Consider the following 26,918-nt stretch of genomic DNA (forward strand, 5'->3'; position numbering starts at 1 on the left):
ACGCCACGTTCCATATTCTCGAATAGGCATTGACCGGTAGATGCTTTTCGCCTAATCTCAGGTTGACCACCAAAAAAAGGAACGATATGTTCCGGTTTTTGATATTTCAACGAGCACGGCCAGTCCTGTAGGGCTAGCCAGCCCTGTAGGAGGAGAAGCAATATGAGCCAAGACACAATCGACATCTCTGACGTCACCGACGCCGGAACGGGTCCGTCCACAAATGACCTGCCGGCCAGCGAGGCCTCTGCCACGGCACCCCGGTCAGTGGTTCAAGGTGCTCAAAAGATGACTCCGTCAGAAGCATTCGTGGAGACTTTGGTGGCAAACGACGTCACTGACATCTTCGGCATCATGGGGTCTGCATTCATGGACGCCATGGACATCTTCGCGCCTGCAGGAATTCGTCTGGTTCCGGTCGTCCATGAGCAGGGCGCTGCCCATATGGCAGATGGCTATGCCCGCGCCAGTGGCCGGCACGGCGTCGTCATCGGTCAAAATGGACCTGGCATCAGCAACTGCGTCACCGGCATCGCTGCTGCCTTCTGGGCCCACAGCCCCGTGGTCATCGTTACGCCGGAGGCCGGCACCATGGGCATGGGTCTCGGCGGATTCCAGGAAGCCAAGCAGTTGCCCATGTTCCAGGAGTTCACGAAGTACCAGGGCCACGTGACTCACCCCGCCCGTATGGCCGAATTCACTGGCCGCTGCTTCGATCGGGCAATGTCCGAAAACGGGCCGACTCAGCTGAACATTCCGCGCGACTACTTCTACGGCGAGATCACAGCCGAAATCCCGCAACCGCGCCGGGTGGACCGTGGTGCCGGCGGCACGAAGAGCCTGGACGAAGCCGCAGCGCTGCTGGCAACGGCCAAATTTCCAGTAATCGTCTCAGGCGGAGGCGTGGTCATGGCCGACGGAGTCGAGGAATGCAAGGCTCTCGCCGAACGTCTGGGCGCTCCCGTCGTCAACAGCTATCAGCACAACGACTCCTTCCCGGCCAGCCATCCGCTCTGGGCGGGGCCGCTCGGCTACCAGGGATCAAAGGCGGGCATGAAGCTCATCTCCCAGGCCGACGTCGTTGTCGCCCTCGGCACCCGCCTCGGCCCCTTCGGTACCCTGCCCCAGTATGGCCAGGCTTACTGGCCCACAAATGCCAAAATCATCCAGATCGATGCCGACCACACCATGCTGGGCCTGGTCAAGAAGATCAGTGTCGGAATTTGCGGTGATGCCAAGGCCGTGGCGCTCGAACTGCGCAACCGCCTGGAGCAGCTCACCCTCGCATGCGATGCCACCAAGGCAGAGCGCGCCGCCACCATCAAGGCCGAGAAGGAAAGCTGGGAGCAAGAACTGTCAGCATGGACCCATGAAACGGATGACTACAGCCTTGACATGCTCGAAGAGCACAAGCACGAGGAGGGCAATTGGCTGTCCCCGCGTCAGGTGCTGCGCGAACTGGAAAAGGCCATGCCGGAAGACGTCATGGTCTCCACCGACATCGGAAACATCAACTCGGTTGCTCACAGCTACCTCCGCTTCGAGAAGCCGCGCAGCTTCTTCGCGCCGATGAGCTTCGGCAACTGCGGCTACGCGCTGCCCACCATGATCGGCGCCAAGGCGGCCGCCATGCACAGGCCGGCGGTTGCCTACGCAGGCGACGGGGCATGGGCGATGAGCATGGGAGAAGTCCTCACTGCTGTCCGCCACGACATTCCTGTCACCGCGATCGTGTTCCGCAACCGGCAATGGGGCGCGGAAAAGAAAAACCAGGTCGAGTTCTATAACCGGCGTTTCGTTGCCGGTGAACTCGACAATGAGAACGAGAGCTTCGCTGCCATGGCGCAGACGATGGGGGCCGAAGGCGTAGTTGTCGATCAGCTCGAAGAGGTAGGCCCCGCCCTCCAGCGTGCCCTCGCTGCGCAGATGAACGAGGGAAAAACCACGGTCATCGAGATCATGTGCACGCGAGAGCTTGGCGACCCCTTCCGCCGTGATGCGCTGGCGAAGCCGGTCCGCCTGCTCGAGAAGTACAAGGACTACGTCTAAGCCAGAAGCCAGTCCTGTGGTCGCTGTGGAGGTCTTCCCTGGAAGGCCTCCACAGGTCTTTCCACGAGGTATTTGCAGTCCCGCGTCAAGCAGTGCAAGGAGGCGGGAAATCAGATGCCCCTGCTCAGAAATGACGTACTTCCCCTGATCTTCGCTTGCTGGTTCAGCCCTTCATTCATTTCCAAACCCACCGCCGCCCGACCGCTTTTCGGCCTCCCCACAGAAAAGGACTTCTCAACATGACACCCCACCCCACCCTGAAAGTCCCGGCCTCCCACCAGGTCCTTAATGTGATTGCGAAAGTCAACACCGGCCTGTACATAGACGGCGAGTGGGCAGAGTCCTCTACCGGTGCCCGTTTCGCCGTCGTCAACCCCGCCACGGAGGAGGTCATCGCGACGGTGGCCGACGGCGGTCCCGAAGACGCCCGCCGGGCGATCGAAACGGCCGGCCGGGAGCAGAAGGCGTGGGCCAAGACTCCGCCCCGCGAGCGGAGCGAAATCCTGCGGCGTGCCTTCGAACTGATCATTGCCCGGCAGGACGAGCTGGCCCTCATCATGACGACCGAGATGGGCAAGCCGTTCGCTGAAGCCAAGGGAGAAGTGGCCTACGCTGCAGAATTCTTTCGCTGGTTCTCCGAGGAGGCCGTCCGCATCGGCGGTGACCTGACTACCACCGGTGACGGCAAGAACCGGATTCTCGTCTCGAAGGAGCCGGTGGGCCCGTGCGTACTGGTGACGCCCTGGAACTTCCCGCTGGCCATGGCTACACGAAAGATCGGCCCGGCGATCGCAGCCGGGTGCACCATGGTTTTCAAGCCTGCCAACCTCACCCCACTGTCCTCGCTGGCACTGGTGGACATCCTCATCGAAGCCGGCCTGCCCAAGGGCGCTCTCAACGTCGTCACCACCACCAAAGCCTCCGAGGTGGTCACCCAATGGATGGAAAGCGGCATCGCCCGTAAGATCAGCTTCACCGGCTCCACGGGAGTGGGCGTCCGCCTCCTTGAACAGGCGGCAAAGAACGTCATGCGCTCCTCAATGGAACTCGGTGGAAACGCACCCCTGATCGTGTTTGAGGATGCCGACCTGGATCGGGCCGTGGAAGGCGCCTTCACTGCCAAAATGCGGAACATGGGCGAGGCCTGCACTGCCGCCAACCGGATTTTCGTCCAGCGCGCAGTGGCCGCCGACTTCTCGGCGCGGCTCGCCAAGCGTCTCGGAGCCCTCAAGATTGGCGACGGCGCGGAGGAAGGCACCGAAGTCGGCCCGTTGGTGGAGGAGAAGGCCCTGAACAAGGTCCAGGAACTGGTGGACGATGCCGTTGCCAAGGGCGCCACAGTAGTCTGCGGCGGCTCCCGTCCTGAAGGCAGAGGGTACTTCTACTCCCCCACAGTTCTTTCGGACGTCACCCCGGACGCCGCACTGATGAGCGAGGAGATCTTCGGCCCGGTTGCCCCGATAATTCCCTTCGACACCGAAGAGGAAGTAATCCGCATGGCCAACGACACCCAATGGGGCCTGGCCAGCTACGTCTTTACACAGGACCTGGACCGCGCCTTCCGCGTGGGCGAGGAACTGGAGGTCGGCATGGTAGGACTGAACACGGGCCTTGTCTCCAACCCCGCGGCACCCTTCGGCGGCATCAAAGCCTCCGGCCTCGGCCGCGAAGGCGGACGACTTGGCCTCGAGGAATTCCTCGAGATCAAGTACATGGCCATTCCCCGTCTGTGAGCAGTGTGGGCTCGGTGAAACCAGGCGTTCGCATGCAGCGAGAAGGCTGCATGGTCCATTTGTCCCGGCGGCGAGGATGTTAGTGCAGGTCGGGCGGGAATGGCCATCCACGACGACACGGCACATCGTAGGCGGGCCGGCGGCTGACCCCCGGGCTTGTCACGTTCGCAGCGGCGGATCATCCCTTCGGTACGCTTTGCAGTCCGCCGGGCCGAAGAGTGCGGGCGGCTGGAGCATTCCTCCATTGCTTCTGGGCCATGCTGCGGCAGTGCCCGGCCCGGCGCCCAGGGGCCGGGACCGAGACCCGTTCCGCGCCCGGCGCGGAAACACCGGTCAACTACGTCCTGCGCCAGCTGCAGCCGGCCGTGAGAGGTCTGCTAGCCAGCTGTTTTATCCGCTGAATCTCCGCCGGCAAGCAGGATTTTCGCTGTCTCGCCGACCAACGCGAGTCCTTCCCCTATTGAGCGCGTGGGGATGGCGCCGAAGCCAACTCTGAAGCAGTTCCGGGGCGCATCTGGTTGGATGAAATAGATGTCCCCGCGCTCAATGAGGACTCCCCGTCGCTCCACCCTCCTTACCAGCTCCAAGGCATCCAATGCGGGCGGCCCGGTAACCCAAAGACTGACGCCCCCTGGCGGATAGCTGCTCTGCTCCCAAGGCAGGTATTGTGCTGAGAAATTGCTGACCATTTCCCAACGGGATTTCATCTGCCGGCGGTGGCGCCGAAGTGCCCGGTGGTAATCCCCGCTGTCAATCATCAAAGCGAGCGCACGCTGCAAATGTCCTGGCGGGTGACGGACCTGGTAACGGCGCACCTTCTTCAACTCACGGATGAGTTCGGCCGGGCCGACGAGGAAACCCAAGCGCAGACCGGGCGACAAGAACTTGGAAAACGTCCCTAAATACAGGACATCTCCTGTGGAATCCAAGGCTTTTAGCGCCGGACTAGGGCTGCCTTCATAGCGGAACTCGCTATCGTAGTCATCCTCGATAACCACCGTTGCAGAGGCTGCCGCAAGCTTGAGAAGCCGATGGCGACGCTCCATGCTCAGTGTCACATTAGTGGGATGGTGATGGCTGGGAGTGACATATACCAAGGCAGTTCCGTTGAGGGTGGTCGGCAGACAAAGGCCGTCTTTGTCGACATCGATTCCGTAGACCTGCGCGCCGGTGCGCAGGAAGATATGGCGGGCGTCGAGGTAGCCGGGATTCTCGATCGCTACACGCTGATGTGATCCGAGCAGCGTCCGGGCCAGCAGGTCCAATCCCTGCTGAGACCCAACGGTGATAAGTATTTCGTCTGCGTCGGCCTCGATCCCGCGGGCCGGCAGTATCTGGCGCCGGATCATGTCAATCAGCATGGGATCGTCCGCTCCGACACTGTCCTGGAGGCTGGCGAAGCGATGGGGCTGGTAAAGCGCCTCCCGGAGGCTGCGCACCCAAGCCGTTGCTGGAAAGCTCTGGACATCGACCTGACCGGCCACGAAAGGGTATGGATATTTATGCCAGTCGGGCGTCTTTTCCACCTCCGGCACACCCTCGTCGGCATACCGGCGCATTCTGGAAGACCAATCGATCATCGAATCCGTCGTCTGGACGTCAGCCTCAGCGGCGGCGACCATCTCAGGATTTACGAAAATACCGCGGCGCTCGTGGCTCAGCACGAGTCCCTCCGTGAGTAACTCCTGATACGCGAGATTGATGGTGTTGCGTGAGACCTTGAGTTCGGCGGCCAGTTCACGGGAACTGGGGAGTCTACGGCGTGAGTCGAATATGCCGACAGCGATGCCGTGCTCAACCACGCGCCGGACCTGCCGGTAAAGGGGCTCGTTTGAACCGCGATCAATCTCAATTAGCGTCCGTGCCACGACTGCCTCCAGATTGGTAGCTGAGGTATCGGAACTGGAAGGGGCGGGGGGAGTTCGGCGCTGAACTTCCCCCGCCCATGACCTCGTTATTACTCTAGCTACGTGCCATTGCTTTCGATGAATCAATTACGGCAATCCCATGGGCTGCCCCTACCGCCGCGTTGGTGAGGCTTCCGCCCACGGTGCTCAAGCCGGCCCGGAGCGCTGCGTTCTCTGCGAGAGCACGTTCGATGCCCTTGTCGGCGAGCTGCAGAACATAGGGCAGCGTCACGTTTGTCAGAGCATAGGTGGAGGTATGGGGAACAGCGCCCGGCATGTTTGCCACGCAATAGAAAACTGAACCGTGGACGCGGAAGGTCGGTTCCTGGTGCGTAGTGGGCCGTGAATCCTCAAAGCATCCGCCTTGGTCGATGGCGATGTCTACAAGAACGCTGCCAGGCTTCATTCGGGAGACCAGCTCGTTGGAGATAATCTTGGGGGCCTTGGCGCCGGGGACCAAAACCGCACCAATCACCAGATCCGCTTGAAGCACTTCGTGTTCGATGGCCATCTGGTTCGCGGCCAGCGTTCGGACGCGGCCCTGGTACATGCGGTCCGCGGCGCGCAACTTGTCAACGTTCTTGTCGAAGAGGACTACGTCTGCCCACAGCCCGGCGGCCACCGAAACAGCATTCATACCGGATACGCCAGCGCCGATAACCACTACCCGTGCGGGTGCCACTCCAGAGACCCCGCCGATCAGGATGCCCCGGCCGCCCTCGGGTCGGGTCAGGCACTGAGCACCAACGAGCGGCGCGAGTCGGCCGGCGACTTCACTCATCGGAAACAACAACGGCAGAGAACCGTCTTCAAGCTGAACGGTCTCATAGGCTATCGAAGTACTGCCGGCGTCCAGCAACGCCCAGGTGCAGGCCTGGTCAGCGGCCAAGTGAAGATACGTAAAGATCGTCAGATCCGGCCGCATCCGATGGTATTCCTCGGCGATCGGCTCCTTCACCTTCAGCAGCAGATCGGCCATGGCCCACACCTCATCCGCTGTGTCCACAATGACGGCTCCCGCCAGCGTAAAGGCATCGTCGGAAATCGAGGAGCCAGCTCCCGCGCCGGCTTCGATGAACACTTCGTGCCCATGGCTCAGGAGTTCGTGTACTCCCGCGGGAGTGACGGCCACGCGGTATTCGTGGGACTTTACTTCTTTCGGGACGCCGATTTTCATGTGGGGACCTCCGTGCGGTAGTTGGGTGTTCTCAACACTCGCCGTGCCGACTGCACAGCATTATCGAAGTATGGCCCTGCGTGATTAGGTCCAGAAGGTCCAGAACGGCGCCAACCTATGGAACCAGACTGGACCCATCAGTCAGGAGGCATTTGGCCCTGACGCGCCAAAGAAACCCGGCCTAGGCTTTCGCTCATTGCTATTCACCTCGAAAGAAGGAGATGGTCGTGGACGCAACCACGCTACGGGCCCAGGCCCGACGACACCTCGGACCCCATTTCACACGCAAGGACACGTGGGACAGTGAGTTCCCCATTTTTGTCCGCGGAGAAGGAAGCTACCTCATCGACACCGAGGGCGATCGTTACCTGGATGGTTTGGCGGGGCTTTTCTGCGTCAATATGGGCCACGGGCGAGCAGACATAGCCAAGGCAGCCAGCGAACAGATCAATACCCTCGCATACGCCTCCAATTGGGGAGCCGCGCACCCGCCGGCAATCGAAGCTGCTGCTCTTATCGCTGAGTTGGCTCCGGGTGATCTGGGCACCACCTTTTTCGTAAACTCCGGCTCAGAGGCCGTTGAGACGGCGCTGAAATTCGCCCGCCAGTACTTCCGTAGCCAAGGCCAGCCGCAGCGGACCAAGGTCATCAGCCGGAACATGGCCTACCACGGCACTACCATGGGCGCGCTCTCCATCACCCAGCTACCGAAGATCAAGGACCCCTTCGGCGAACTCCTTCCGGGCATCCGTAGCGTTCCGAACACGCTCGGTTACACCGGGGACTGTGGCCCAGTCACAGAACTGGAATGCTTCCAAGCCATCGAACGGACCATTCTCGAAGAGGGTCCCGAGACAATCGCGGCCATCTTCGCCGAGCCCGTGCAGAACGGCCGCGGTGCACTGGTGGCGCCCACTGGCTACTGGCCGGCGCTGCGTGCGTTGTGTGACAAGTACGGAATCCTGCTGGTATCTGACGAGGTGATCTGCTCCTTTGGGCGTCTTGGACATTTCTTCGGCTACGGCCTGACAGGCGTCGTTCCGGACCTGGTTACGTTTGCGAAGGGATCCACCTCGGGTTACGCGCCCCTCGGCGGCATGATTGTCCGGGAAAAGCTGGTCCAGGAGCTGTTCAACTCCTCCAAGGGAGGCGTCTTCACTCATGGCGCCACGTGGGGCGGACACCCGGTATCAACGGCAGTCGCAGTCGCCAACATCACGGCCATGCGTGACGAAAACGTCCTGGGCAACGTCCAGGAAAACGGGCCGAAAATAATGGAGGCGCTCGAGTCCCTGAAGAGTTCACACCGCTGTGTCAAGGCCATCCGGGGTACGGGCTTCTTCTACGCAATCGAACTCATGGCTGACAGTTTCAGCGGCCGGGAACTGACTGAGACTGAATCGCTGACCGTACTACGCGAAGTGCTGCCCGAATCCTTCAAACGGACGAAGGTGATCCTGCGAGGCGATGACCGGGGCGCAACCATGATCATGATCTCCCCGCCATTGGTCGCCGACAGCGATGTGCTGTCCGAACTCCTCCATGGTGTGGATGGAATGCTCAATGACATCGAAAAGGCCATTCAGCCTTAGGCCGTGCCTCCGGTTTAAGAGGTGGGGGTCCGCCGTCGCGGACCCCCACGGATCAATTCAAGAAGGGGAGCCATGGGAATCGCTCTAATTGATCGGAATCGGGCGCAGGCAGCGGCTCTTCCAGGCATCGCGACCTCTGAACGTTGGCGCCAGGAACTGTCCGGCCAGGCGAAGGTTGTCGCATTCGCCGATGGAGAGGATCCACGGGCCGTCTTTGCCGCCAGCGCACTGGCGGCCGAAGGAATCATTCAACCCCGGTTGATCGGCAGAAGTGCCCGGATCAGGCAGGCGGCCAAGGACGTCGGCTGTGTCCTGCCGGAAAACACAATCCTCGACTGCTGCAGCCTCGCCCACGACACCACCATCAGGTCATGCCTGGAGGAGGCCTACGCCAGCAGGCCCGAACAGCTGGCCATGGCGCGGCATGAATCAGTTCATCTCGCCGCTGCTGCATTGCGGGCCGGGTTCGTGGACGCCTCCGTCGCCGGAGCAGGAAGCCCCACGGCACACGTCCTACGGGCAGCTCTCCGCGTTGTGGGCCTCGCTCCTGCGTGCACAACATTGAGCGGCTCCTTCCTGATGTTACTTCCGGACGAAAGAGAACTTTCTTTCGGCGACTGCGCCGTCGTACCCAACCCTTCTGCAGAACAACTGGCAGACATAGCGGCATCCGCAGCCCACACCCATCACGTGCTGACAGGGCAGGACCCGAAAGTGGCCATGTTGTCCTTCAGCACCCAAGGCAGTGCTGCCCATCCGGACGTGGAAAAGGTTAAGGATGCAATGAAGATCCTGCGCGACCGGCACCCGCTGCTTCAAGTCGACGGGGAATTACAGTTTGATGCTGCCCTGGTTCCCCACATTGGGGCATCGAAGGCGCCGCAGTCAGAAGTCGCAGGCCGCGCAAACGTGCTGATTTTCCCCACCCTGGATGCAGGAAATATCGGATACAAGATCGCGGAGCGACTCGGCGGTGCTGTGGCGGTGGGACCGATACTGCAGGGCCTAAATGCCCCCATGAACGACCTGTCCCGGGGATGCAGGGCAGAAGACATCATCTTCCTCGGTCTGTTGAGCGCCGTCCAATCACTTCCGAACCGCCATAACAAAGCGTCATCCACCTCCACGTCCTGACTTCCAGCCATCCTCCTCGAGCCCCCGGAGCCGTAGATGCCTCCGGCGCTCATCCATTTTCTGTCCTCAAGAAAGGAGATTCGATCCGATCCTGTATCTGCAGGCCCGGGCCGAATTCTAGAGAACCATGACCCAAGACGTGGCCACATCGGCAAAAAGCGGACGACATGACTCCTTCCTCATGCGGGCTCTGCAGCAGAAGACGCTACCGGGGCTGGCGGCGGCTGCCGCGGCCGTGGCCATCGCCTGGCTGATTCACTCGGCGGTCCCGATGCTGCCCTTCCTCACCGTGTCCGTCATCCTGGGAATTCTTTCCGCAAATCTTCCAGGGATAAGTACGGCAGTTGAAGGAGTTCTCCAGCCTGGGCTGGCACTCTCCGCAAGACGGCTCATGCGGATGGGCATCGTCCTACTTGGCCTCAAGCTCAGCCTCGTCGATGTGGTCGCGCTGGGCTGGACAACAGTAGGGATCGTCATCGGCATCGTCTTCCTAACCTTTGTCGGAACACTGCTGCTGGGCAAAGCACTGAAACTTCCGGGCAATCAGCCCCTGCTGCTGGCAACCGGGTTCTCCATTTGTGGTGCGTCCGCCATCGGAGCGATGGGCGGAGCGACCAAGACCGACCACCGGGACACCGTTGTCCCCATTGCCCTGGTGACCCTCTGCGGCACTCTGGCAATCGGTGTCCTGCCGGCACTCAAGGGACCGCTCGGGTTGGACAACATTGAATTCGGCCATTGGGTGGGAGCGAGCGTCCATGACGTTGGACAGGTTGTAGCTACGGCCCAAACCGCAGGCACAGCCGCCTTGGCCGGGGCCTTGATCATTAAGCTGACCCGCGTGCTCATGCTTGCGCCCATGGTAACGGGAGCCGCATTCGTGGAAAGACACCGCCGACGGCGGGCCGGGACCAACGCTGACGAAGGTGACGCCAAGCTTCCGCCGCTGATTCCGCTCTTCGTTGCCGGGTTTATGGCCGCAATAGTTCTACGCACAGTAGGGATCCTGCCGCCTGCGGCACTCCAAGTCGCCGGGGTGGCCCAGGATCTTTTTCTAGCCGCCGCACTCTACGGACTGGGAGCGTCGGTGCAAGTCCGCTCCCTGCTGAAAACCGGCGGAAGGGCAGTCGCCGCGGCGATGTTGTCATGGGCACTGATAGCCGTCGTGGCTTACGTAGGCGTCCAGCTCATCTAGTTCAAAGCATTCGCCCCCCGTTCCTCCAAGTGGTTTCCAACGACACCCCCTCCGGATATTTTCGCTGCTTTTCTTGGACATGGAACGCGCGCATGTACTTTTTGGGCTCATTCCAATAAGGCGCCCTGGACGTGGCGGAGAAGTCACGGTTACAGAAAAACACCAGACCGCCACTGCCAACGAGCACCTACGGCGGCCCAGGACCACACAAAATCCAACGAGGAGATCAACGATGACTGCAGCATTTGAGCCCAACCAGCAGACGCCCGGCCAGGACACAACAGAGCAGGCCGCCGCCCTGGAGCTCGAGTGGGCCGCCAACCCGCGCTGGGAAGGTGTGACCCGGGACTACTCAGCTTCCGACGTCGTCCGTCTCCGCGGCCGCGTCTCCGAGGAGCACACCCTGGCCCGCCGCGGTTCGGAGAAGCTGTGGAAGCAGCTCACCGAGGAGCACAAGACCGGCGGCTACACCAACGCGCTCGGCGCGTTGACCGGCAACCAGGCCGTGCAGCAGGTCAAGGCCGGGTTGCGGGCCATCTACCTTTCCGGCTGGCAGGTCGCAGCGGACGCGAACAACTCCGGCCACACCTACCCGGACCAGTCGCTTTACCCGGCCAACTCGGTTCCGACGGTGGTGCGCCGGATCAACAACGCCCTGCTCCGGGCCGACCAGATCGAGTTCTCCGAGGGCATCCGGACGGTCGAGGACTGGCTGGTCCCGATCGTTGCGGACGCGGAGGCCGGTTTCGGCGGCCCGCTGAACGCCTACGAGCTGATGAAGTCCATGATCCAGGCCGGCGCCGCGGGTGTTCACTGCGAGGACCAGCTCGCCTCGGAAAAGAAGTGCGGCCACCTCGGCGGCAAGGTCCTGATCCCGACCCAGCAGCACGTCCGCACCCTGAACGCGGCCCGCCTCGCCGCGGACGTCGCCGGCACCCCGTCGGTGGTCATCGCCCGCACCGACGCCGAGGCCGCCACCCTGATCACCTCCGACGTCGACGAACGCGACCAGGAATTCATCCTCCGCGAAGGCGGACAGCCGGTCCGCACCCCGGAAGGCTTCTACAAGGTCCGCAACGGCATCGAACCCTGCATCGCCCGCGCCAAGGCCTACGCCCCCTACTCGGACCTGATCTGGATGGAAACCGGCACCCCGGACCTGGAACTGGCCCGCAAGTTCGCCGAAGCCGTCAAGGCCGAGTTCCCCGACCGGATGCTCTCCTACAACTGCTCGCCGTCGTTCAACTGGCGCAAGCACCTGGACGACGCCACGATCGCGAAATTCCAGCGTGAACTCGGCGCCATGGGCTTCACGTTCCAGTTCATCACCCTGGCCGGCTTCCACGCCCTGAACTACTCGATGTTCGACCTCGCCCACGGTTACGCCCGCGAAGGCATGAGCGCCTACGTCGAGCTCCAGGAAAAGGAATTCGCCTCCGAATCCCGCGGCTACACCGCAACCAAGCACCAGCGCGAAGTCGGCACCGGCTACTTCGACGACATCGCCACTGCGCTCAACCCGAACGCATCCACCCTCGCCCTGGTCGGATCGACCGAAGAGGGCCAGTTCCACTAAAACTTAGCGTTCGACGGCGGTTCGGTCGCCTTCGCCTTCGGACCGGCGTCGCTCTGCCTGCTATCCCCATGCCCGCCCCAATGACCTCGTAGAACTCGGTCGGGGGCGGGCATAGGGCCCCTTTACGCAGGCTGCCGCATCACCGCTCCATCGGCTTTGCCGGCTCTTCGGCCTCGTGCCTCAGTCGCCACCCTGCCGCTACCCGCCGTCGAACTTCCCTTTCGTCTTTAAGGAGACTGAAATGAACAGCTTCACCGACTCTTTTACGATCAATGGCATCACCCTGACCGCCCAGCCGATCTGCCGGCAGAACGAGGTGCTCACCCCGGACGCCCTGGCGTTCGTGGCCAGGCTGCACCGGGCGACGGCGGCCCGGCGGCAGGAACTGCTGCAGGCACGCCGGACCCGGCGGGCGGAGATCGCTGCCGGGCAGGACCCTAGGTTCCTCCGCGAAACCGAGCACATCCGCAACGACCCCTCCTGGCGCGTCGCTCCCCCGGCCCCCGGCCTGGAGGACCGCCGCGTGGAAATCACCGGACCGGTGGACCAGAAGATGACCATCAACGCCCTGAATTCCGGGGCCAAGGTCTGGCTCGCTGACATGGAAGACTCCTCCACCCCCACCTGGCGCAACGTCATCAAGGGCCAGCTGAACCTCACCGACGCCCTGGAACGGCGCATCGACTTCACCTCCCCCGAGGGCAAGGAATACAAGCTCCGCCCCGCCGGTGACCTGCCCACCATCGTGGTCCGCCCCCGCGGCTGGCACCTGCCCGAAAGCACATGCTCATCGACGGCGAACCCGTCGCCGGCGGCATCGTGGACTTCGGCCTGTTCTTCTTCCACAACGCCCGCCGCCTCCTCGCCCAGGGCAAAGGCCCCTACTTCTACCTGCCGAAAATCGAGAACCACCTCGAAGCCCGGCTCTGGAACGACATCTTCATCCTCGCCCAGGACCTCCTCGGCATCCCCCAGGGCACCATCCGCGCCACCGTGCTCATCGAAACCATCACCGCCGCCTTCGAAATGGAAGAAATCCTCTACGAACTGCGCGACCACGCAGCAGGACTCAACGCCGGCCGCTGGGACTACATCTTCTCCCTCATCAAGAACTTCCGCACCCGCGGCCCCCGCTTCGTCCTCCCGGACCGCAGCCAGGTCACCATGACCCAGCCCTTCATGCGCGCCTACACCGAACAGCTCGTCCGCGCCTGCCACAAACGCGGCGCCATGGCCATCGGCGGCATGGCCGCAGCCGTCCCCAACCGCAAAGACCCCGAAGCGAACACCAACGCCCTCGAAAAAGTCCGCGCGGACAAGACCCGCGAAGCCAACGACGGCTTCGACGGCTCCTGGGTGGCCCACCCCGACCTGGTGCCCGTCTGCCGCGACGTGTTCGACAGCATCCTCGGTGACAAGCCCAACCAGCTGGACCGCACCCGCGAGGACATCACCCCCGACGACGCAGCCCTCATCAACGTCGCCGCTACCACCGGCACCATCACCGAACAAGGCATCCGGAACAACATCGAAGTAGGCATCCGCTACATCGAATCCTGGCTCCGCGGCAACGGCGCAGTAGCCATCCACAACCTCATGGAAGACGCCGCCACCGCCGAAATCTCCCGCTCCCAGCTCTGGCAATGGATCTACGCCCGCGCCATCACCGACCACGGCGAAATCGTCACCCACCACTGGATCGAGGAACTCCTCGACGAGGAATTCGCCCGGCTCGAACGCTTCGACGGCGACCGCTTCGAAGACGCCCGCGACATCTTCGAAGAAGTCACCCTGGCCCAGGACTTCCCGTCCTTCCTCACCCTCCCCGCCTACGCCCGCTACCTCACCGAAGCCCGCGAAAAGGCCACCGCCGAAGAACTCGCGGCAGCGTAGGAGAAAAGCAAAGCTGGTCAGTGCAACAGCCCAATCGCAACAGGACCCCGAAAGCCGGGGCTGGGCTGGCTGCACACGACGAAGCCTGCTTTGCCGGCAATCGCCGAGAAACCATCCTCCTTGGAGTCCCCTGCTGACAACTTGGTTAATCCAACCCACCGAAATTTAGAGCGGGCTGCCCTGGCTTATGTTGGCTCGGGGCTAGACCGCGGTGAGCGCAATTCAGTTCCAACCTCCATACGCGTGAGTTTCGTCGTTATGACCGGTTGGCGCCGCAATAGTCACTACTCCATATGTAAGTCGAGCCGAGGAAGAATCATGATAAGAATCAGTAATCGTCGAATTACCGCCGTTGCCGGCTCTGTGGGGGTGTTGGGCGCGATCGTGGCTGGCGCTGCGGGTCCGAGCCCGGAGACGCGTGCCCTTGCCGCATCGGAGAAACATCCCGTGGAAATCGAGGTGTTTGCTCCTCGCAAAGGGGGCACCGCCGGAATTTCTGGTGCTGGATGGCTGGTAGATCTGAGCGTGCGATACGACGGCGGCCTGGCCGCAGCAGGCTTCTCCGATCTACAGCTCACTGGGCCCGCCGCGCATGCGAACACCGCGCCCTTTCCCGGCTCGTTTTCCACTGGTCAGGATGATCGTTTGCCGGGCCTCGTTGTACTCGTCTCCACCACCAGCAGCACCATCAAGGGTTTCTCTGGTCCCGGCACAAACCTGGCCAACCTGTTCAATCTCACCGGTGTGACTGACCGCTCGAAAAAGGGCGCTGAAATTTGGGATTCCTGGATCGTCGGCGCCCCAATTGCCGGTCGGGACGTGGACAGCACCCTGACCGTTGCTGTGATCGCCGACCTCAACCACGACGGTATCTACAACGATGCCCCGGGCGTCGTGGCGGACGCCAACGGTGACGGCACGATTGATGCACAAGATCTCGAAGCCATCGGAGTCGCATCCAAGATCACAACGATCCCATTTCACATTTCAGGCGACCCCAAGTAGGGCGACTGTGGTGTTGGGCGCGCAACACGCTGCAGGGGTCTGCAATAGCGGCGTGGTTTCCGTCGGCAGAAGTATCTGCAGGCCGCCAGAGACCTATTTTCCGCCCAGATCGCTGCTGCTGATAGTGGCCGAACCGCGCCGATGGGCCAATCGTCCTTCTGGTGTCGCTGCCGCAATTTGCGCAGCTCAGCGCTTCGCCTAGATCTTCTCGGGTCGTAAAGACCTCCCACCACGACTGTTAGGTGAGAGGCAAGCGGTTGTGAACTGGATCCCCTTTCACAGCAAGACGCGACTTTCCTGCCAGAGTTGGCGGGCAACCCCCTTAGCCGGCCTTCGATATCTATGCAGTGACTGCATAGAGTTAAAACGATCATGGCTGGACTTGGCGGCAACTACGCCGACTTCCGCGGCAAAGGTGGGCGGGAAGAGCTCGTCGGCCTCCCGGTGTTGGGCGTCCCGTAGGGAGTAAGCTGCCCGCATCTGGACATCCAGCCGCTGTCCTTCAGCCCGCAACGCATCCAGGTCAACTCCGGGCAGAAGGCCTCCAACGACGACGGGGCGTCCGGCCACGAACGTATCGGCACCTGCCGCACCGTGCCGTTGAACACGAGCGTGCGTAACGGGTCTTCGATGGCACTGTCCCCGAGATGCCCCAAAAAGGCTATCGTGATGTCGGCCTCCATGCCTGAGGGCAAGGACTTCCCGGGTCACCACGTCCCAGAGCCTGCGCGCCGCCGATGGTCGCGGCGTCGAAGTAGTCGGCCAGAGCGGGTCCCGGCTTCTGGCCTTTGCTCGACCAGGCGGGCGTTCTTCCACCAAGCAGCACAACGGCCTCCTTGGCTTCGTAGTCCGGAGCAAAGCCAACCGAAGAAGGACGCCAGGACCAAGAACCCCCGGCTCCGACGTGAAGTCTCCCGTCGGAGCCGGGACTCCGCCTTCGATAAGGACTGAAGGCATGTGGCACAGTCCGACGGTGCAGCCGGTCCGCCAAATTCAGCGACTCAGGTCCAACTCAAGTCCCATTGATTGCTCCACGGCACTGTCGTAAAGAATTCGGCCGATGGCCAAGTCCAGCACTCCAATTCCGACCGAGTTGAAGAGCGTGATGTCGTCCCTCGAGGTCCGGCCGAGCACCTTCCCCGTGATGACGTCACCGAGCTCACCCCTCACATCGCCGACGCTCATGACCCCCTCATTTACAGGAATCATCAGGTCACCAGACTTCGTCGTCGCCGTCGGCAAGCTGTCCACAAATACTCGGGAACGAACCATCCCAGCAGAATCTATTTCACGATCTTCCGGGCGGGGACGGGCCCCTACCGCGTTGACGTGCAGCCCAGGCTTGAACCATTTGCCGAAAACCACCGGTTCCGAAGCCGGAGTGAGGGTGCACAGAACATCGGCCGATTCCACAACATCCTGCGCAGAGGCTGCGACCACCACCGTCAACTCGAGGTCGGCGACCTGACGCTGGAACGCGTCGGTGGTTTCAGCTGTGCGGGACCACACCACGACTGTTTTTATAGGAAGAACTGCAAGCATTGCATGGACGTGCGCGACTGCCAGGGCGCCCGCGCCCACGAGCCCGAGGACCGAACTGTCAGACCGCGCCAGCACTTTGCTGGCAACGGCGCTGGCTGCAGCCGTGCGGACTCGAGTGGGTATGCGGCCGTCAAGGATCGCCAGCGTCTCCCCCGTGGACCGGGAAACGAGTACGATTGTTGACCGCTGCGTTGGCAACCCACGATCGGAATTCGCAGGAATATCGGCGAGCAACTTCACAGATGCAAGTCCGTCGGCTGCAGATAAAGCCGACATCGGAATGAACCGGCCCCCGGATGGGGGAAGGCTAAGGGAAGCCGGTGCCGGCTGATGCGCTAGGCCTGCTGATATGTCCGCAAAGGCACTTTCTACCGCTTTGATGGTTCTGGGCATGTCGGCTAACGTGTGGAGCTCGGACGCTGTGAGAATGAGGGTCATTTATAGGTCCTTCCGTCGGTGGGCGTAAACGCTTTCCAAATCTTCAATCGCCGAACCCCCGGTTCATGGCAATCTGTCCGTTCTTGACCACCAAGTTCCGCAAAGGACGGCTCACCACAGCTTCAGCTACGTTGCGCGCCGGGACCACAACAAGGTCCGCCTTGCATCCGACGTCCAAACCATACTTCTCGAGCCCCAGGATCTTCGCGCCGTTATATGTAGCCGTGTCCAGGGCCATCTCAATGTCCTGATCACGGCGAAAGTCTCCGCGATAGGCAACGAACATGGCACGTTCGAGCATGTCGCCGTTCCCATAGGGAGACCACAGGTCCCGAATGCCGTCGTTCCCGCATCCGACGTTTATTCCGTACTCCGCAAGTATCTTCAGCGGCAGCACCGGGCGGCTGAACACGGCTGCCGTAGTCAATGAAATGCGCGCTTCAGCCAAGCCATCAAATACTTTGGATTGCACAGGAGCGGGCATATCAGCAAGGCAGAATGCGTGGCTGATCGTGACCCTGTCCTCCATACCCATCCCCTTGGTCCGCTGAATGATCTGGAGTACCTGCCAGACGCCAAGTTCCCCTGGGTCGTGAAGGTGGATATCAATGTCACACCCGGAGTTGCTGCCAATGTTGAATATGGCATCAAGGTGGCCATTAGGGTCGCCGTCAAAGCCTGCCGGATCGACGCCGCCAATGGCCGTAGCTCCCATATCAAGGGCATCCTTCAGTAACGACGCTGTTCCCGGGCGCGTTACCACCCCCTGCTGCGGGAAGGCGACCTGCTGAACATCGATGCGTTCCCTAAGGGACAATGCTGCCTTCTGCACAGCCTCTATTCCGGCGAGCCCGACTTCCGGGTCAACATCCGTATGCGTTCGGATGCTTGTCGTTCCGCCCACGGACATTTGCTCCAACAGTGCCGTGATGCGGTCCAAGGAAGGATAGCCAACATCAAGGCGGCGGAGCCTTTCATCCGCTATACGCTCGGCGACACTGGGACCTGCAGTGTGCGGAATCCATGGGCCGCTCCAGAGCGTCTTATCGATATGGCAATGGCTGTCCACGAGCCCGGGTAGCAAGAGCGCGCCCTGACAGTCGATTACTTCTCCCTGGGTCTGTCCGGGATGCAGCCTTCCGACTGCCACAATGTGTCCATCCGTGACCTGTATGTCAACCAGCCGGGCGTCTGATGGACGACGGACGTTCCGGAGAAGCAAGTTGGTGTTTGGCTGCATCAGCCCTCCTCATTGATGGCTCTGCCGGCACCTGAAACAGTGACCGCGGCGGGTGCAACAGGGACCTCGTCGCTACCTTCGTGGACAGGTTTCTGACTCTCAGCGGCTTTGCCGAGGATGTCTTTTGCCCGCATAGCAACCGGCATGTGTTGGGACGTGCCCCCCTTGAAGATGAGGCTGAGGAGGATGACAACCGATAGATTAGCCGCCAGCGCAATAAGTCCGGTATTGAGGTTGCCGGGCACAAGCTTTGTGACGTAGAAGAACGTCACGAGGGTACAACCGACCACGATTCCCGCAGAGAGAGCGGGCGCCTTGAACTTCCTGAAGAACATGACACCGAACCATGCGGGGACGAGCTGGGCCGTCAAAGCCAGTGCCAGATTTAAGAAGGTGAGCATGATTGAGGAAGTGAAAGTAGACAGCGTGGCTGTGAAGACCAGAAAAAGTCCCATGACCAGTTTCACGCTATGGGAAGACTTGGATTTAGAGAGTGTCGGGACGAGGTTGCGGGTAAGGACTCCGCCGAACATCAATGAGTTCCCCGCAAGGACAATCAGGGCAGACAACCCGGCGCCGGCGGCTACCAAGCCGACAATCCATTCGGGCGCGAGATCCCGGGTGACCGCCAGGAAGACATCGTCCGGGTTCGACAGGTTGGGCGCGTGGCTGATGCCGTAATACGCGGCGAATACCAAGAGCGGGTACATGAGCATATACAAGGGCATCCAAATAACGGATTTCTTGATAGAACTTTCCGATTTTGCGGCGAAGAGGAACTGCGCGGGAAAGGTCAGGTAAAACTGAATCGACTGTACGAATATGGTCGACATCGCAAAGATAAGAGCACCGCCAGTAACCGTGGTCATGTCCGGCCTCGTGGCTACCTCTTCAAAGATCCCGGGGATTCCCTTGGCGGCAATTACGGCAACAATTCCAGCAAGGGTTATTCCCAAGAACATAAACAAGTCCTTGACAATGGCGACGAAAGCGGTCGAGCGCATTCCGGAAATGGCTACATACAGGAAGGCAATCACCGCAGACCCGACGATGATGCCGAGCCGGCTCAACGGCAGTCCGAGACCGCTCAGAACTGTTTGCAGTCCAACGAACTGGAACACAGCCCAAGGTATGAGAGCCAGAACGAAAGTGAACGCGGCCAGCTTTTCGAGAAGCCGGTTTTTGTAGTGGCCATACATGACGTCCGGCACGGTTACCGCGTTGTAAACCTTGCCGGCGCGCCAGACCAGAGGTGCCAGGAAGTACCCGAAGACATAGCCCAAGAGAATGTACCCAATGAACCAGACTCCGTATGAGGCTCCCTTCGCGTAGATACCGCCCGGAAAACCGAGCATCGTTCCGACGCTGTATATCTCGCCTACCGCGAGGAAAAAGATCAGCCAGCCAGGCAGAGAGCGGCCTGCAATCAACGTGCCCAAGGGTCCGCGGGTTGTCACGCCGCGTCGCGCTGCCAAGGCCACGCCGATCGAGAGAGCGATGATACTGAAAAAAACAACCGCAATCATTCGGTTTCTCCTTCCAGTCGACGATATGCGGCGCTTTCCAAGTAGCGCCATGAGATCCAGAAGCACAGGGACGTCAGAGGTAGCCAGGCAAACAACCAGGCAAACACCATTGGTATCCCGATGACGGTATGAGGGTTGTTACTAACTAGCGGGAGTCCGACAAGTATGGCCAGGGCAGGGATTCCCATCGCAACGCCCAAGGACCAGCGACTTCCGATCACAGTTACTCCTAAATTCGGATGGTTGGATTATGAGCGGAAGCACAAACTGAACGAGAAGCACTGTTGACCCGCCTGTTGTTTGAGTCCGTTATCTCAAGTGGAGCCAACATTAGTTCTGGTATACCATTCGAGACAGGGCCAGTTAACGTCCCCTGACAGGAGCCAGTTGCCATGGGAGTGGCCTAAGGGTCCACCGTCTTGCTGAGCTGGGCAGGCAGCGACTCGCGGCTCAACTTAATGTGTGCGTATACAAGCGCATAGGGGGCGGCCTTCGCCGACTGGGCTGCACAGGGCCGCGTGCTCTTCGTGTTGCGGCTCATTGCTCCGGTTCTGCGCCAGCCCGAGGGTCCAGCGCGTCCGTCCAAGAAGCGGCGTCATGGAATCCGTCAGACGGCGGCGACCTGGAGCCGGACGATTCTCGAATGTATTTCACTGCAGAACAGCAAGGCCTGATGCGGTCGAACCCCTTCAATCGCCGAACGCGAGGCCGCAAGGGGCTCCCGCAGGCGCCCTGCACAGCCGTCGGCAACTCGCATTGCTGCCGCTCTCGCAGCGACGGCCCTAAGACAGAGCCAGCGTCCCGCGGTGCACCACTGCGCCGCTGAAGGACGGCAACGAATCCATTTTGCTCCAGCCGCTGGATAGCCTCCCCCGCCGGCATCCCGGACACCCGGCACTTCTCCGATAGGCCACGAGCATAGGGGCGGGAAGCGTGGGGTGAACAATCCGGATCCGGGCATGCTGATGAGACGATGAACCTGAGGGGAAGGGCCGTCTTCCTAACCCGGGCCACTTCGTGCCGAGGAAGCCCGGCTCGGCCCCGGAAGACTTTCGTCGCTCACCTCCACGGAGATGAGGCGTCCTTTTACTGCGAGGTGTCCGGCTACCGCAAGAAGTATTGCTTCCGCGGCCAGCGCCCAAATGGTGGCTTCCCAGCGTTGAGTCCACTCGAGAAGCAGGGCGGCACCTATGGGACCCATGGCCGCCAAAGCGAATCCGATTCCCTGGCTCATGGCCGATAATTTTCCTGCGGTCAGAGGCCCGGCCGAACGAATAACGATCAGTGTCATCGCAACTCCGAATCCTGCGCCCTGGGCAACGCCCAAAAGACCCACAAGAACGAACTGCAGGTCCCCCGGTGCTGCGAGCATAGTTAGCAGGACTGCGGCCATCAGAATGCCTAAACCGGATGACATGAATGCAAGGAGATTGCGGCGGCCCGCTAACACGGGGGCCAACAGACCGGCGGGGAGCCCGGCCACGTTGAACCACCCCAGAAAGGCAGCGGCTGCGAGCGGTGTCATGCCCTTATAGATGAGGAAAGCAGCCAAGCTTGATGTGAGCGAGAAATAGAGCATGGCTTGCAGGCCAAAGAAGGCAGTCACAGCCCAGGCCGTCGTCTGTTTCCGCAACGGCAGAGGCGCCAAAATGCCGATGCAGTTATGTCGTGGAACACCTCCGGCCTCCTGCGGATCTTCGGACTCTGCCAGGGTCAGCGGCGACATGCCACCCGTGCCCGTCGGTGAAGGGCCGGGCTCGCCATGCCATTGGATCAGAAGAGCACCCACCAAAGCAGGTATTGCCCAGACGGCAAGGGCCCACGTCACGCTGCCTCCAAACAGGTACTGCAAAGGCTGTGTCAATCCTGCCCCCAACGCCGCACCGAGACCGATACCCATGGTCCACAGTCCGGTTGACCATGCTGTGCCGCGGTTTGCCCTTAGTACCTGGGGCACCAGGACGCTCGCCGCCATGATGGCAACGCCGGCCAGAAAGGTGCCGGGGAGCATGACAACGGGACCTAGAACACGCCCGCTCAAAGCGGCAGCGAGAACAAGCATTGCGACTGCAATGGCGCGTCCAGGGCCGACACGGCGAGCGAGCCACGGTCCACAAGGGGCAGAAAGTCCGAAAGCCAGTACCGGAAGCGCCACGAGAAGGGGAATTGCCCGCGGGTCCAAGCCCAGTACAGATCTGAGTTCTTCTAAAACTGCTGCCACAGATGTGATTGCTGGACGAAGGTTGAAGGCGACGAGCGTGATGGCGACAAGCAGCCACCAATTCCGGAACATCATCACCCGACGGCAGCCCACTGATACATCTTCCGCTTGGTGCAACATCGGGCCCTCCTGTAGACTTGGTATACCAAAGTGTAGTCGAGGGTTTTGGACTCCACGCGTTGGTAACAACGTAGATGCAGCGGGTCGTGCATGGCGCCGCAACGTGCCATCCGGGGAGACGTCTCTGGCGGCATCAGAGATTCCCCCAAAACAGCGACTTCCCGTGGGACGCGGAAAAGCACGGGCCAGATGGCCGGCATCCGTACACCGGCACCGACAAAGAAGGACAGCAATGGCAGCGTTTGAATTGATCATGACCATCACTGCGGAGAACAAAGCGGCTATGGACCATCAAATCGCCGAAGCCGAACGCATCGCCATAGCCCGCGCCGTCGTCGACGGCACCAAAGGCATTATGGTCACCCGTCATAAGCCGAACTTGTGCACTGTGGTACTCAGCGACGAGGTTCCCTACGGCCTAACGCGGGAACGCCTGCTTATGTAGCAGCGGGGAATCCCACACATTCAGGTGCGGGAGCAAATCCAGGCGGCTCAGTGATCTGTCCTCAATTGCGTCGATCAGCATGCCGGCCATTCCTGGCGCTGGGCTTCGATGGCGACTCCCGGCAGTGGTGAGTCAGGCCCGGCTAAAGGTGTTGTGCCAGCTGGACAGCCCTATAAGTAACGACTGCCACTTCATCAACGATGTCCCCTTTCCTCTCGGCGCACTAGGCTAAGAACGCGCGTTCGGCGCCGCCAGTCAGGTCTAGGGCTGAATCGACGTGAGGACGTCCTCGTAAGCCAATCAGGAAACCCCGAACGCCCGCTCTTTCGGTGATTGGTCAGACCTCTGGAAGACATCCAGCCAGACCTTGGAGCGATGGAGCGAGGCCCAGCTCCACGTGGGCAAAGCCCAGGGCTGCCGCTAGGTCCGCTTTGCCGTTACAGATGGCTGGCACAGGCTTAGGTGCTCCGCACACTGAACCTGCGGGTTGCGGCGCCCGGTCAGGGTGAAAAGCCACTGCGTCCTGCCCAACAGAGGCTTCATTGAGTACTCCAGCAGGGAGTTGGCCCCCCCCCCCCCATCGAAACGATTTTGCATGCAGGGCGGTGTTTTTGAGTGGCATCTGCGCATGGTCATGGTGCAGGGTTACTTCTTCTGCCTTGCCCATCATCTGCTGCAGACGCGACGACGACTCGCCCCGTGCCGCGGCCTGGGCCGCGAGGCGCGCGGCGACGACTTCGAGGCTGAGCCGGACGTCGAATAGTTCTTTAACGTCCCGCAGGGTGGTCTGCTTGACGGTGGCTCCACGCCGCGGGGAGGTCTGAGTGAAGCCTTCTGTTTCAAGCTGCTGAAGGGCTTCGCGGAAGGGCACGCGGGAAACGTCCAGAGCCTGTGACAGCTCGCGTTCCCTAAGCCGTGAACCGGGCGCGAAGTCAGCTCCCACGTGGGTGCCGTGTTCGGCTTCGATGTCCTCAACGCCCATGACGCCCTCGGTCACAGGGATGATCACGCGCCCGATTAGGCCTTGGCCGTGGCCACGCTGTCCACAAAGACCCGCGCGCGAACCATGCCTGCCGAATCTATCTGCCGGTGGTCCGCTCTCTGGCGGGATCCGAAGTGTTAACGGAATCAGACCGGTGGATTCAGGCTAAGCCTCAGGCTGGCCGCGTGCCGACGGAAAGCCGGGCGGGTCGTGAATTGAGCGGAATGAAACTTGCCCGTTTGGCGTCGATGACTATCCGGCCGTTTGCTGCACAAACCTTGCTCTCACTCAGCGCTCCAATTGGGAAATGACCGCAGTCTTGAACCAATTGCTGGCATAGGTGCATTTCAATTTCGAATTAATCGTACGTGCACGACAAGGGACTGCCCGGTTTTAGTTGAGCCGGAATCTTAGGCCGCTGTGAGCGCGGGCGGGTTGATTGGTTCATATTTGATGGGGTTAGTTTTCCCAGCCGTATTTGCCGTCGGCGGCGGGTGGAGCAGGATGCTCACGGTCACATTCGATAAACACTGATAAACCCGTCACCCCTTGAATGAGTCGCTGTATCCTTCTGAAACAACGAGGCGCGAGTCACGTGACCTGAGAGCAGCAGGCAGGGTCGTAATGAGCTGGCATCAATTGATGCCAGCTCTTTTTTGTTGACCGACCGTCTGGATGCAGAACATCTATCAAAGGAGAAAGATGAAGCGAGAGTTAGCAGTACTTGCCGTTATTGGGATTGCCTTGACTGGTTGCAGTGCCCAGAGTGTGGCCCCGAAGACCGGCGAGAACGCAGCATCGTCCTCGGCCTCAAAGTCAGGGTTCAACGGACTTCAGCGCGCCCACGATCAGCTGGGAGTTGAAATCAGCTACAAGGAAGGCGTTGAGCCGGAAAAAGCTGCTTTGGAGAGCGCGCTAGACGAGCTCGCCAGCTCAGGCGTGGACATGGTCATCGCACACGGCGGCCAGAACGCAGAAGCCGCGAAGACAGTAGCACAACGTTTCCCGGAAACCATGTTTGTCGTCACCCAGGCAAACGTCACCGGTCCGAATCTATCAAGTTACGAGGTCCTCCAAGAAGAGTCTGCGTGGTTGGCAGGGGCAGCCGCTGGACTCCTGACGGAAACCAACGTCGTCGGCCACATGTCGGGCATCCGGCCAATTCCTGGACTCAAAGGTAGGGCGGCGTTCGTCGACGGAGTAGCTCACACAAACCCTCAAGCGACCGTCCTATCAAACTTTTCGGGGGATCAGGATGATATTGAGCTCTCATGAAAGATAGCCGTCGCGGAGATAGAGGAAGGCGCTGACTACATCTTCACGATGCTCAACGCTGGGCGCCCAGGAGTAACCCAGGCTATTCAGGAGACAGGAAGAGCCCGACAGTTTGGAAACGTCCGGGACTTCACCCAAGATGACGCAAAGGTATTTGCCGGTTCTGCCGTTGCTGATTCCGGGGCAGCAGCATTCGCTGCAGTAAAAGACTTGGTGGGCGGTACGTTCCAGGCAGGCTCCAGCCACCACATAGGCCTTGAAAACCCTGACGCAGTCAGGCTGACGCTTAGCGAGGACATTCCACAGGAGGTAAGGGCAAAAATAAATGATCTCGCCAAGAAAATCGCTGCTGACGAGATTACCGTAAGGACCGAATATACTGGCCCGGAATTCGAAGTGAAGTAGCCCCGGCTCCGGCAGTAAGTATGTCAATACTTGGGCCACGGTCGCCGGAAATGTACGGCCGTGACTCAATAAAGCTAAATATAGAGCCCTGTGAGTGCCGCGCAGCTGTGGGCGGCACTCACCGGAAGGCCGGCATCAGACGTGAAGGAACTATTGGAGACCCATCTGAAGGACACTTCAGCGGACTCTACAATCCCGGACGTTTGGCTTTCTCAGCGGCCAAGCACCGAAGCTGCGATCTGCTGTGCGGCCTGTCCCGGTGTGATGTCGGTGGTGTCGATGACCTCTGCTTCATTGTGCAGCCAGGTGCGGGCTGCGTCAGCGTATGGTTCCAGATACGCGAAGCGAAACGTTGAGGGGCCGAGAACTTTGTCGTTCTGTATGCGTTCGCGCAGAGTCGCTTGGTCGGCATGGAGCACGAAATGCCGGATCGGTATGCCGTGCTTAGTAAGACCGTCGCTGATCTCCCGCCAGTAGCTCTCAACCAGAACTGTCATCGGCATCACTAGTGTGCCTCCAGTGAACTCAAGCACGCGCCGCGCAGTTTCGACAACGAGCGGCCGCCATGGCTCCCAGTGTTGGAAGTTATCTGTCGCGGGGAGCCCCGGTGTGATGTCCATGAGCACCTCGCCGACCTTCTCAGCGTCGAGGGCGCGCGCGTCGGGCAGCATTGGCTGCAAGAGCGCGCTTGTCGTCGTCTTTCCCGCCCCGTGGGTGCCGTTGAGCCAAACGATCATGGAGCGAACTCTAGCGTCACGGAGTATCGTTCATAGACAAGTTCTTCTCACGTTTGCCTAGTACCCTCATCGTCATAGGGCAGATTGCCAGGAGCGAGCCGATGAGCAGCACGACGTCGCCGTGAGCAAGGTCCCAGATCGCGCTTCGGACCAGTATCCGGTCTTTCATGGACCCTGGGCCCGCCCCGAGGTACTCTGGCCTGCAAAGCTCTGGGGTAAAACCGGGCTCACTGCGCCGGCGGGGACGCCGTTGAACCGCATCCGGGGGGATTCGATGACCACACCGGTCCATGCCGAAGACGAACAGCGTTCTCTGGCAGACGAAAGCTCCGGGGACGGACCCGCAGCCTCAGAGCCCGGCTCGACGAACTTCACCCTCACCGTTGAAAGCGAACGGATTCTCCGGATTACGTTGCGTCCCGGAAGTCAGATTACTGCCGCGGACGGAACCTCCGTGCGGGAGCGCTTCCTGACCCTGACCGGAGGCGCGGGCTGCGCGGTCTTACTGCAGGTCACGGGCGTTGAGCATGTCAGCCGCGATGCCGTCCGTGTCTTCAGTGAAGCCGTAACCGTCACAGCCTTTGCAATCCTCGGCAGCACGTCAGTGGACCGGGTCATCGCCCACGGGCGGCGCGGACTGCCCCTGCCAAAGTGCCCGAGCAGGTATTTCACAGACGAGCAGGAGGCTTTGAAATGGCTCCGCGCTGCTAGCATCCCGGCCGGGGC

At 60.9% G+C, this 26,918-nt stretch carries 17 protein-coding genes and 2 pseudogenes; 10 read left to right on the plus strand and 9 right to left on the minus strand.

Features of this window, described 5'->3' with window-relative positions; translation table 11 throughout:
* The first annotated feature begins 162 nt into the window (after positions 1-162).
* Together xsc and U7114_RS10225 are read left to right on the plus strand one after the other, a co-directional pair.
* Positions 163-2,049 carry a sulfoacetaldehyde acetyltransferase gene (gene xsc / locus U7114_RS10220; RefSeq protein WP_323057286.1) on the plus strand — a complete coding sequence of 629 codons (1,887 nt, stop codon included), beginning with the start codon at positions 163-165 and terminating at the stop codon, positions 2,047-2,049.
* A 239-nt stretch (positions 2,050-2,288) separates the two neighbouring features.
* Positions 2,289-3,782: an NAD-dependent succinate-semialdehyde dehydrogenase gene (locus tag U7114_RS10225; RefSeq protein WP_323057287.1), complete on the plus strand. Its 1,494-nt coding sequence runs from the start codon at positions 2,289-2,291 to the stop codon at positions 3,780-3,782.
* A gap of 377 nt (positions 3,783-4,159) precedes the next feature.
* Here the strand turns inward: U7114_RS10225 and U7114_RS10230 are convergent, their stop codons facing one another.
* Both U7114_RS10230 and ald read right to left on the minus strand, forming a co-directional pair.
* Positions 4,160-5,650 carry a PLP-dependent aminotransferase family protein gene (locus U7114_RS10230; RefSeq protein ID WP_323057288.1) on the minus strand — a complete coding sequence of 497 codons (1,491 nt, stop codon included), beginning with the start codon at positions 5,648-5,650 and terminating at the stop codon, positions 4,160-4,162.
* A 94-nt stretch (positions 5,651-5,744) separates the two neighbouring features.
* The gene (gene ald / locus U7114_RS10235; RefSeq protein ID WP_157242464.1) at positions 5,745-6,866 is read right to left on the minus strand and encodes an alanine dehydrogenase; all 1,122 of its coding nucleotides are present in this window, start codon (positions 6,864-6,866) and stop codon (positions 5,745-5,747) included.
* Between the two features lie 221 nt (positions 6,867-7,087).
* On the opposite strand from ald, the gene U7114_RS10240 reads away from it, so the two are divergent.
* From U7114_RS10240 to U7114_RS10265, 6 genes and pseudogenes are all read left to right on the plus strand, one after another.
* Complete coding sequence (locus U7114_RS10240) at positions 7,088-8,458, plus strand: aspartate aminotransferase family protein (RefSeq protein ID WP_157242465.1); 1,371 nt, start codon at positions 7,088-7,090, stop codon at positions 8,456-8,458.
* 72 nt (positions 8,459-8,530) lie between these two features.
* Positions 8,531-9,592, plus strand: a complete 1,062-nt coding sequence (locus tag U7114_RS10245) for a phosphotransacetylase (RefSeq protein ID WP_323057414.1) — start codon at positions 8,531-8,533, stop codon at positions 9,590-9,592.
* Positions 9,593-9,773: 181 nt separating this feature from the next.
* Positions 9,774-10,787: a YeiH family protein gene (locus tag U7114_RS10250; RefSeq protein ID WP_157243236.1), complete on the plus strand. Its 1,014-nt coding sequence runs from the start codon at positions 9,774-9,776 to the stop codon at positions 10,785-10,787.
* A gap of 232 nt (positions 10,788-11,019) precedes the next feature.
* The gene (aceA, locus tag U7114_RS10255; RefSeq protein WP_323057289.1) at positions 11,020-12,363 is read left to right on the plus strand and encodes an isocitrate lyase; all 1,344 of its coding nucleotides are present in this window, start codon (positions 11,020-11,022) and stop codon (positions 12,361-12,363) included.
* Between the two features lie 241 nt (positions 12,364-12,604).
* Positions 12,605-14,256: pseudogene (gene aceB / locus U7114_RS10260) on the plus strand (malate synthase A).
* A 447-nt stretch (positions 14,257-14,703) separates the two neighbouring features.
* Positions 14,704-15,261 carry a hypothetical protein gene (locus U7114_RS10265; RefSeq protein ID WP_157242469.1) on the plus strand — a complete coding sequence of 186 codons (558 nt, stop codon included), beginning with the start codon at positions 14,704-14,706 and terminating at the stop codon, positions 15,259-15,261.
* A gap of 993 nt (positions 15,262-16,254) precedes the next feature.
* Here the strand turns inward: U7114_RS10265 and U7114_RS10270 are convergent.
* From U7114_RS10270 to U7114_RS10285, 5 genes are all read right to left on the minus strand, one after another.
* On the minus strand, positions 16,255-17,241 hold the full coding sequence (locus tag U7114_RS10270) for an ornithine cyclodeaminase family protein (protein ID WP_323057290.1): 987 nt from the start codon (positions 17,239-17,241) through the stop codon (positions 16,255-16,257).
* Between the two features lie 43 nt (positions 17,242-17,284).
* Positions 17,285-18,481: an amidohydrolase family protein gene (locus tag U7114_RS10275; RefSeq protein ID WP_323057291.1), complete on the minus strand. Its 1,197-nt coding sequence runs from the start codon at positions 18,479-18,481 to the stop codon at positions 17,285-17,287.
* On the minus strand, positions 18,481-20,007 hold the full coding sequence (locus U7114_RS10280; protein WP_323057292.1) for a sodium:solute symporter family protein: 1,527 nt from the start codon (positions 20,005-20,007) through the stop codon (positions 18,481-18,483). The genes U7114_RS10275 and U7114_RS10280 overlap by 1 nt, the downstream gene beginning before the upstream one ends.
* The gene (locus U7114_RS19390) at positions 20,004-20,195 is read right to left on the minus strand and encodes a DUF3311 domain-containing protein (protein ID WP_157242475.1); all 192 of its coding nucleotides are present in this window, start codon (positions 20,193-20,195) and stop codon (positions 20,004-20,006) included. The genes U7114_RS10280 and U7114_RS19390 overlap by 4 nt, the downstream gene beginning before the upstream one ends.
* An 812-nt stretch (positions 20,196-21,007) precedes the next feature.
* On the minus strand, positions 21,008-22,348 hold the full coding sequence (locus tag U7114_RS10285) for an MFS transporter (RefSeq protein WP_323057293.1): 1,341 nt from the start codon (positions 22,346-22,348) through the stop codon (positions 21,008-21,010).
* A gap of 232 nt (positions 22,349-22,580) precedes the next feature.
* On the opposite strand from U7114_RS10285, the gene U7114_RS10290 reads away from it, so the two are divergent.
* Entirely contained in the window at positions 22,581-22,793 is a 213-nt protein-coding gene (locus U7114_RS10290) for a hypothetical protein (RefSeq protein WP_157238210.1), read from the plus strand.
* A 337-nt stretch (positions 22,794-23,130) separates the two neighbouring features.
* Here the strand turns inward: U7114_RS10290 and U7114_RS10295 are convergent, their stop codons facing one another.
* On the minus strand, positions 23,131-23,802 hold the full coding sequence (locus tag U7114_RS10295) for a GntR family transcriptional regulator (protein WP_323057294.1): 672 nt from the start codon (positions 23,800-23,802) through the stop codon (positions 23,131-23,133).
* A 675-nt stretch (positions 23,803-24,477) separates the two neighbouring features.
* On the opposite strand from U7114_RS10295, the pseudogene U7114_RS10300 reads away from it, so the two are divergent.
* Positions 24,478-25,455 (plus strand): annotated as a pseudogene (locus U7114_RS10300) (BMP family protein).
* A 212-nt stretch (positions 25,456-25,667) separates the two neighbouring features.
* On the opposite strand, the gene U7114_RS10305 reads toward U7114_RS10300, so the two are convergent.
* Complete coding sequence (locus U7114_RS10305; RefSeq protein WP_323057295.1) at positions 25,668-26,192, minus strand: AAA family ATPase; 525 nt, start codon at positions 26,190-26,192, stop codon at positions 25,668-25,670.
* Positions 26,193-26,918 lie beyond the last annotated feature (726 nt).

Source organism: Pseudarthrobacter sp. C1, from assembly GCF_034720455.1.
Taxonomy (GTDB): Bacteria; Actinomycetota; Actinomycetes; order Actinomycetales; family Micrococcaceae; genus Arthrobacter.

Excerpts from the sequence above, each read along its gene's own strand:
- U7114_RS10290 (WP_157238210.1), top strand. The coding sequence starts at position 22,581 with ATGGCAGCGTTTGAATTGATCATGACCATCACTGCGGAGAACAAAGCG.
- U7114_RS10280 (WP_323057292.1), bottom strand. The coding sequence starts at position 20,007 with ATGATTGCGGTTGTTTTTTTCAGTATCATCGCTCTCTCGATCGGCGTG.
- aceA (WP_323057289.1), top strand. The coding sequence starts at position 11,020 with ATGACTGCAGCATTTGAGCCCAACCAGCAGACGCCCGGCCAGGACACA.
- U7114_RS10240 (WP_157242465.1), top strand. The coding sequence starts at position 7,088 with ATGGTCGTGGACGCAACCACGCTACGGGCCCAGGCCCGACGACACCTC.
- U7114_RS10225 (WP_323057287.1), top strand. The coding sequence starts at position 2,289 with ATGACACCCCACCCCACCCTGAAAGTCCCGGCCTCCCACCAGGTCCTT.
- U7114_RS19390 (WP_157242475.1), bottom strand. The coding sequence starts at position 20,195 with ATGGGAATCCCTGCCCTGGCCATACTTGTCGGACTCCCGCTAGTTAGT.
- U7114_RS10275 (WP_323057291.1), bottom strand. The coding sequence starts at position 18,481 with ATGCAGCCAAACACCAACTTGCTTCTCCGGAACGTCCGTCGTCCATCA.
- ald (WP_157242464.1), bottom strand. The coding sequence starts at position 6,866 with ATGAAAATCGGCGTCCCGAAAGAAGTAAAGTCCCACGAATACCGCGTG.
- U7114_RS10285 (WP_323057293.1), bottom strand. The coding sequence starts at position 22,348 with ATGTTGCACCAAGCGGAAGATGTATCAGTGGGCTGCCGTCGGGTGATG.
- U7114_RS10270 (WP_323057290.1), bottom strand. The coding sequence starts at position 17,241 with ATGACCCTCATTCTCACAGCGTCCGAGCTCCACACGTTAGCCGACATG.
- U7114_RS10250 (WP_157243236.1), top strand. The coding sequence starts at position 9,774 with ATGCGGGCTCTGCAGCAGAAGACGCTACCGGGGCTGGCGGCGGCTGCC.
- U7114_RS10305 (WP_323057295.1), bottom strand. The coding sequence starts at position 26,192 with ATGATCGTTTGGCTCAACGGCACCCACGGGGCGGGAAAGACGACGACA.
- U7114_RS10245 (WP_323057414.1), top strand. The coding sequence starts at position 8,531 with ATGGGAATCGCTCTAATTGATCGGAATCGGGCGCAGGCAGCGGCTCTT.
- xsc (WP_323057286.1), top strand. The coding sequence starts at position 163 with ATGAGCCAAGACACAATCGACATCTCTGACGTCACCGACGCCGGAACG.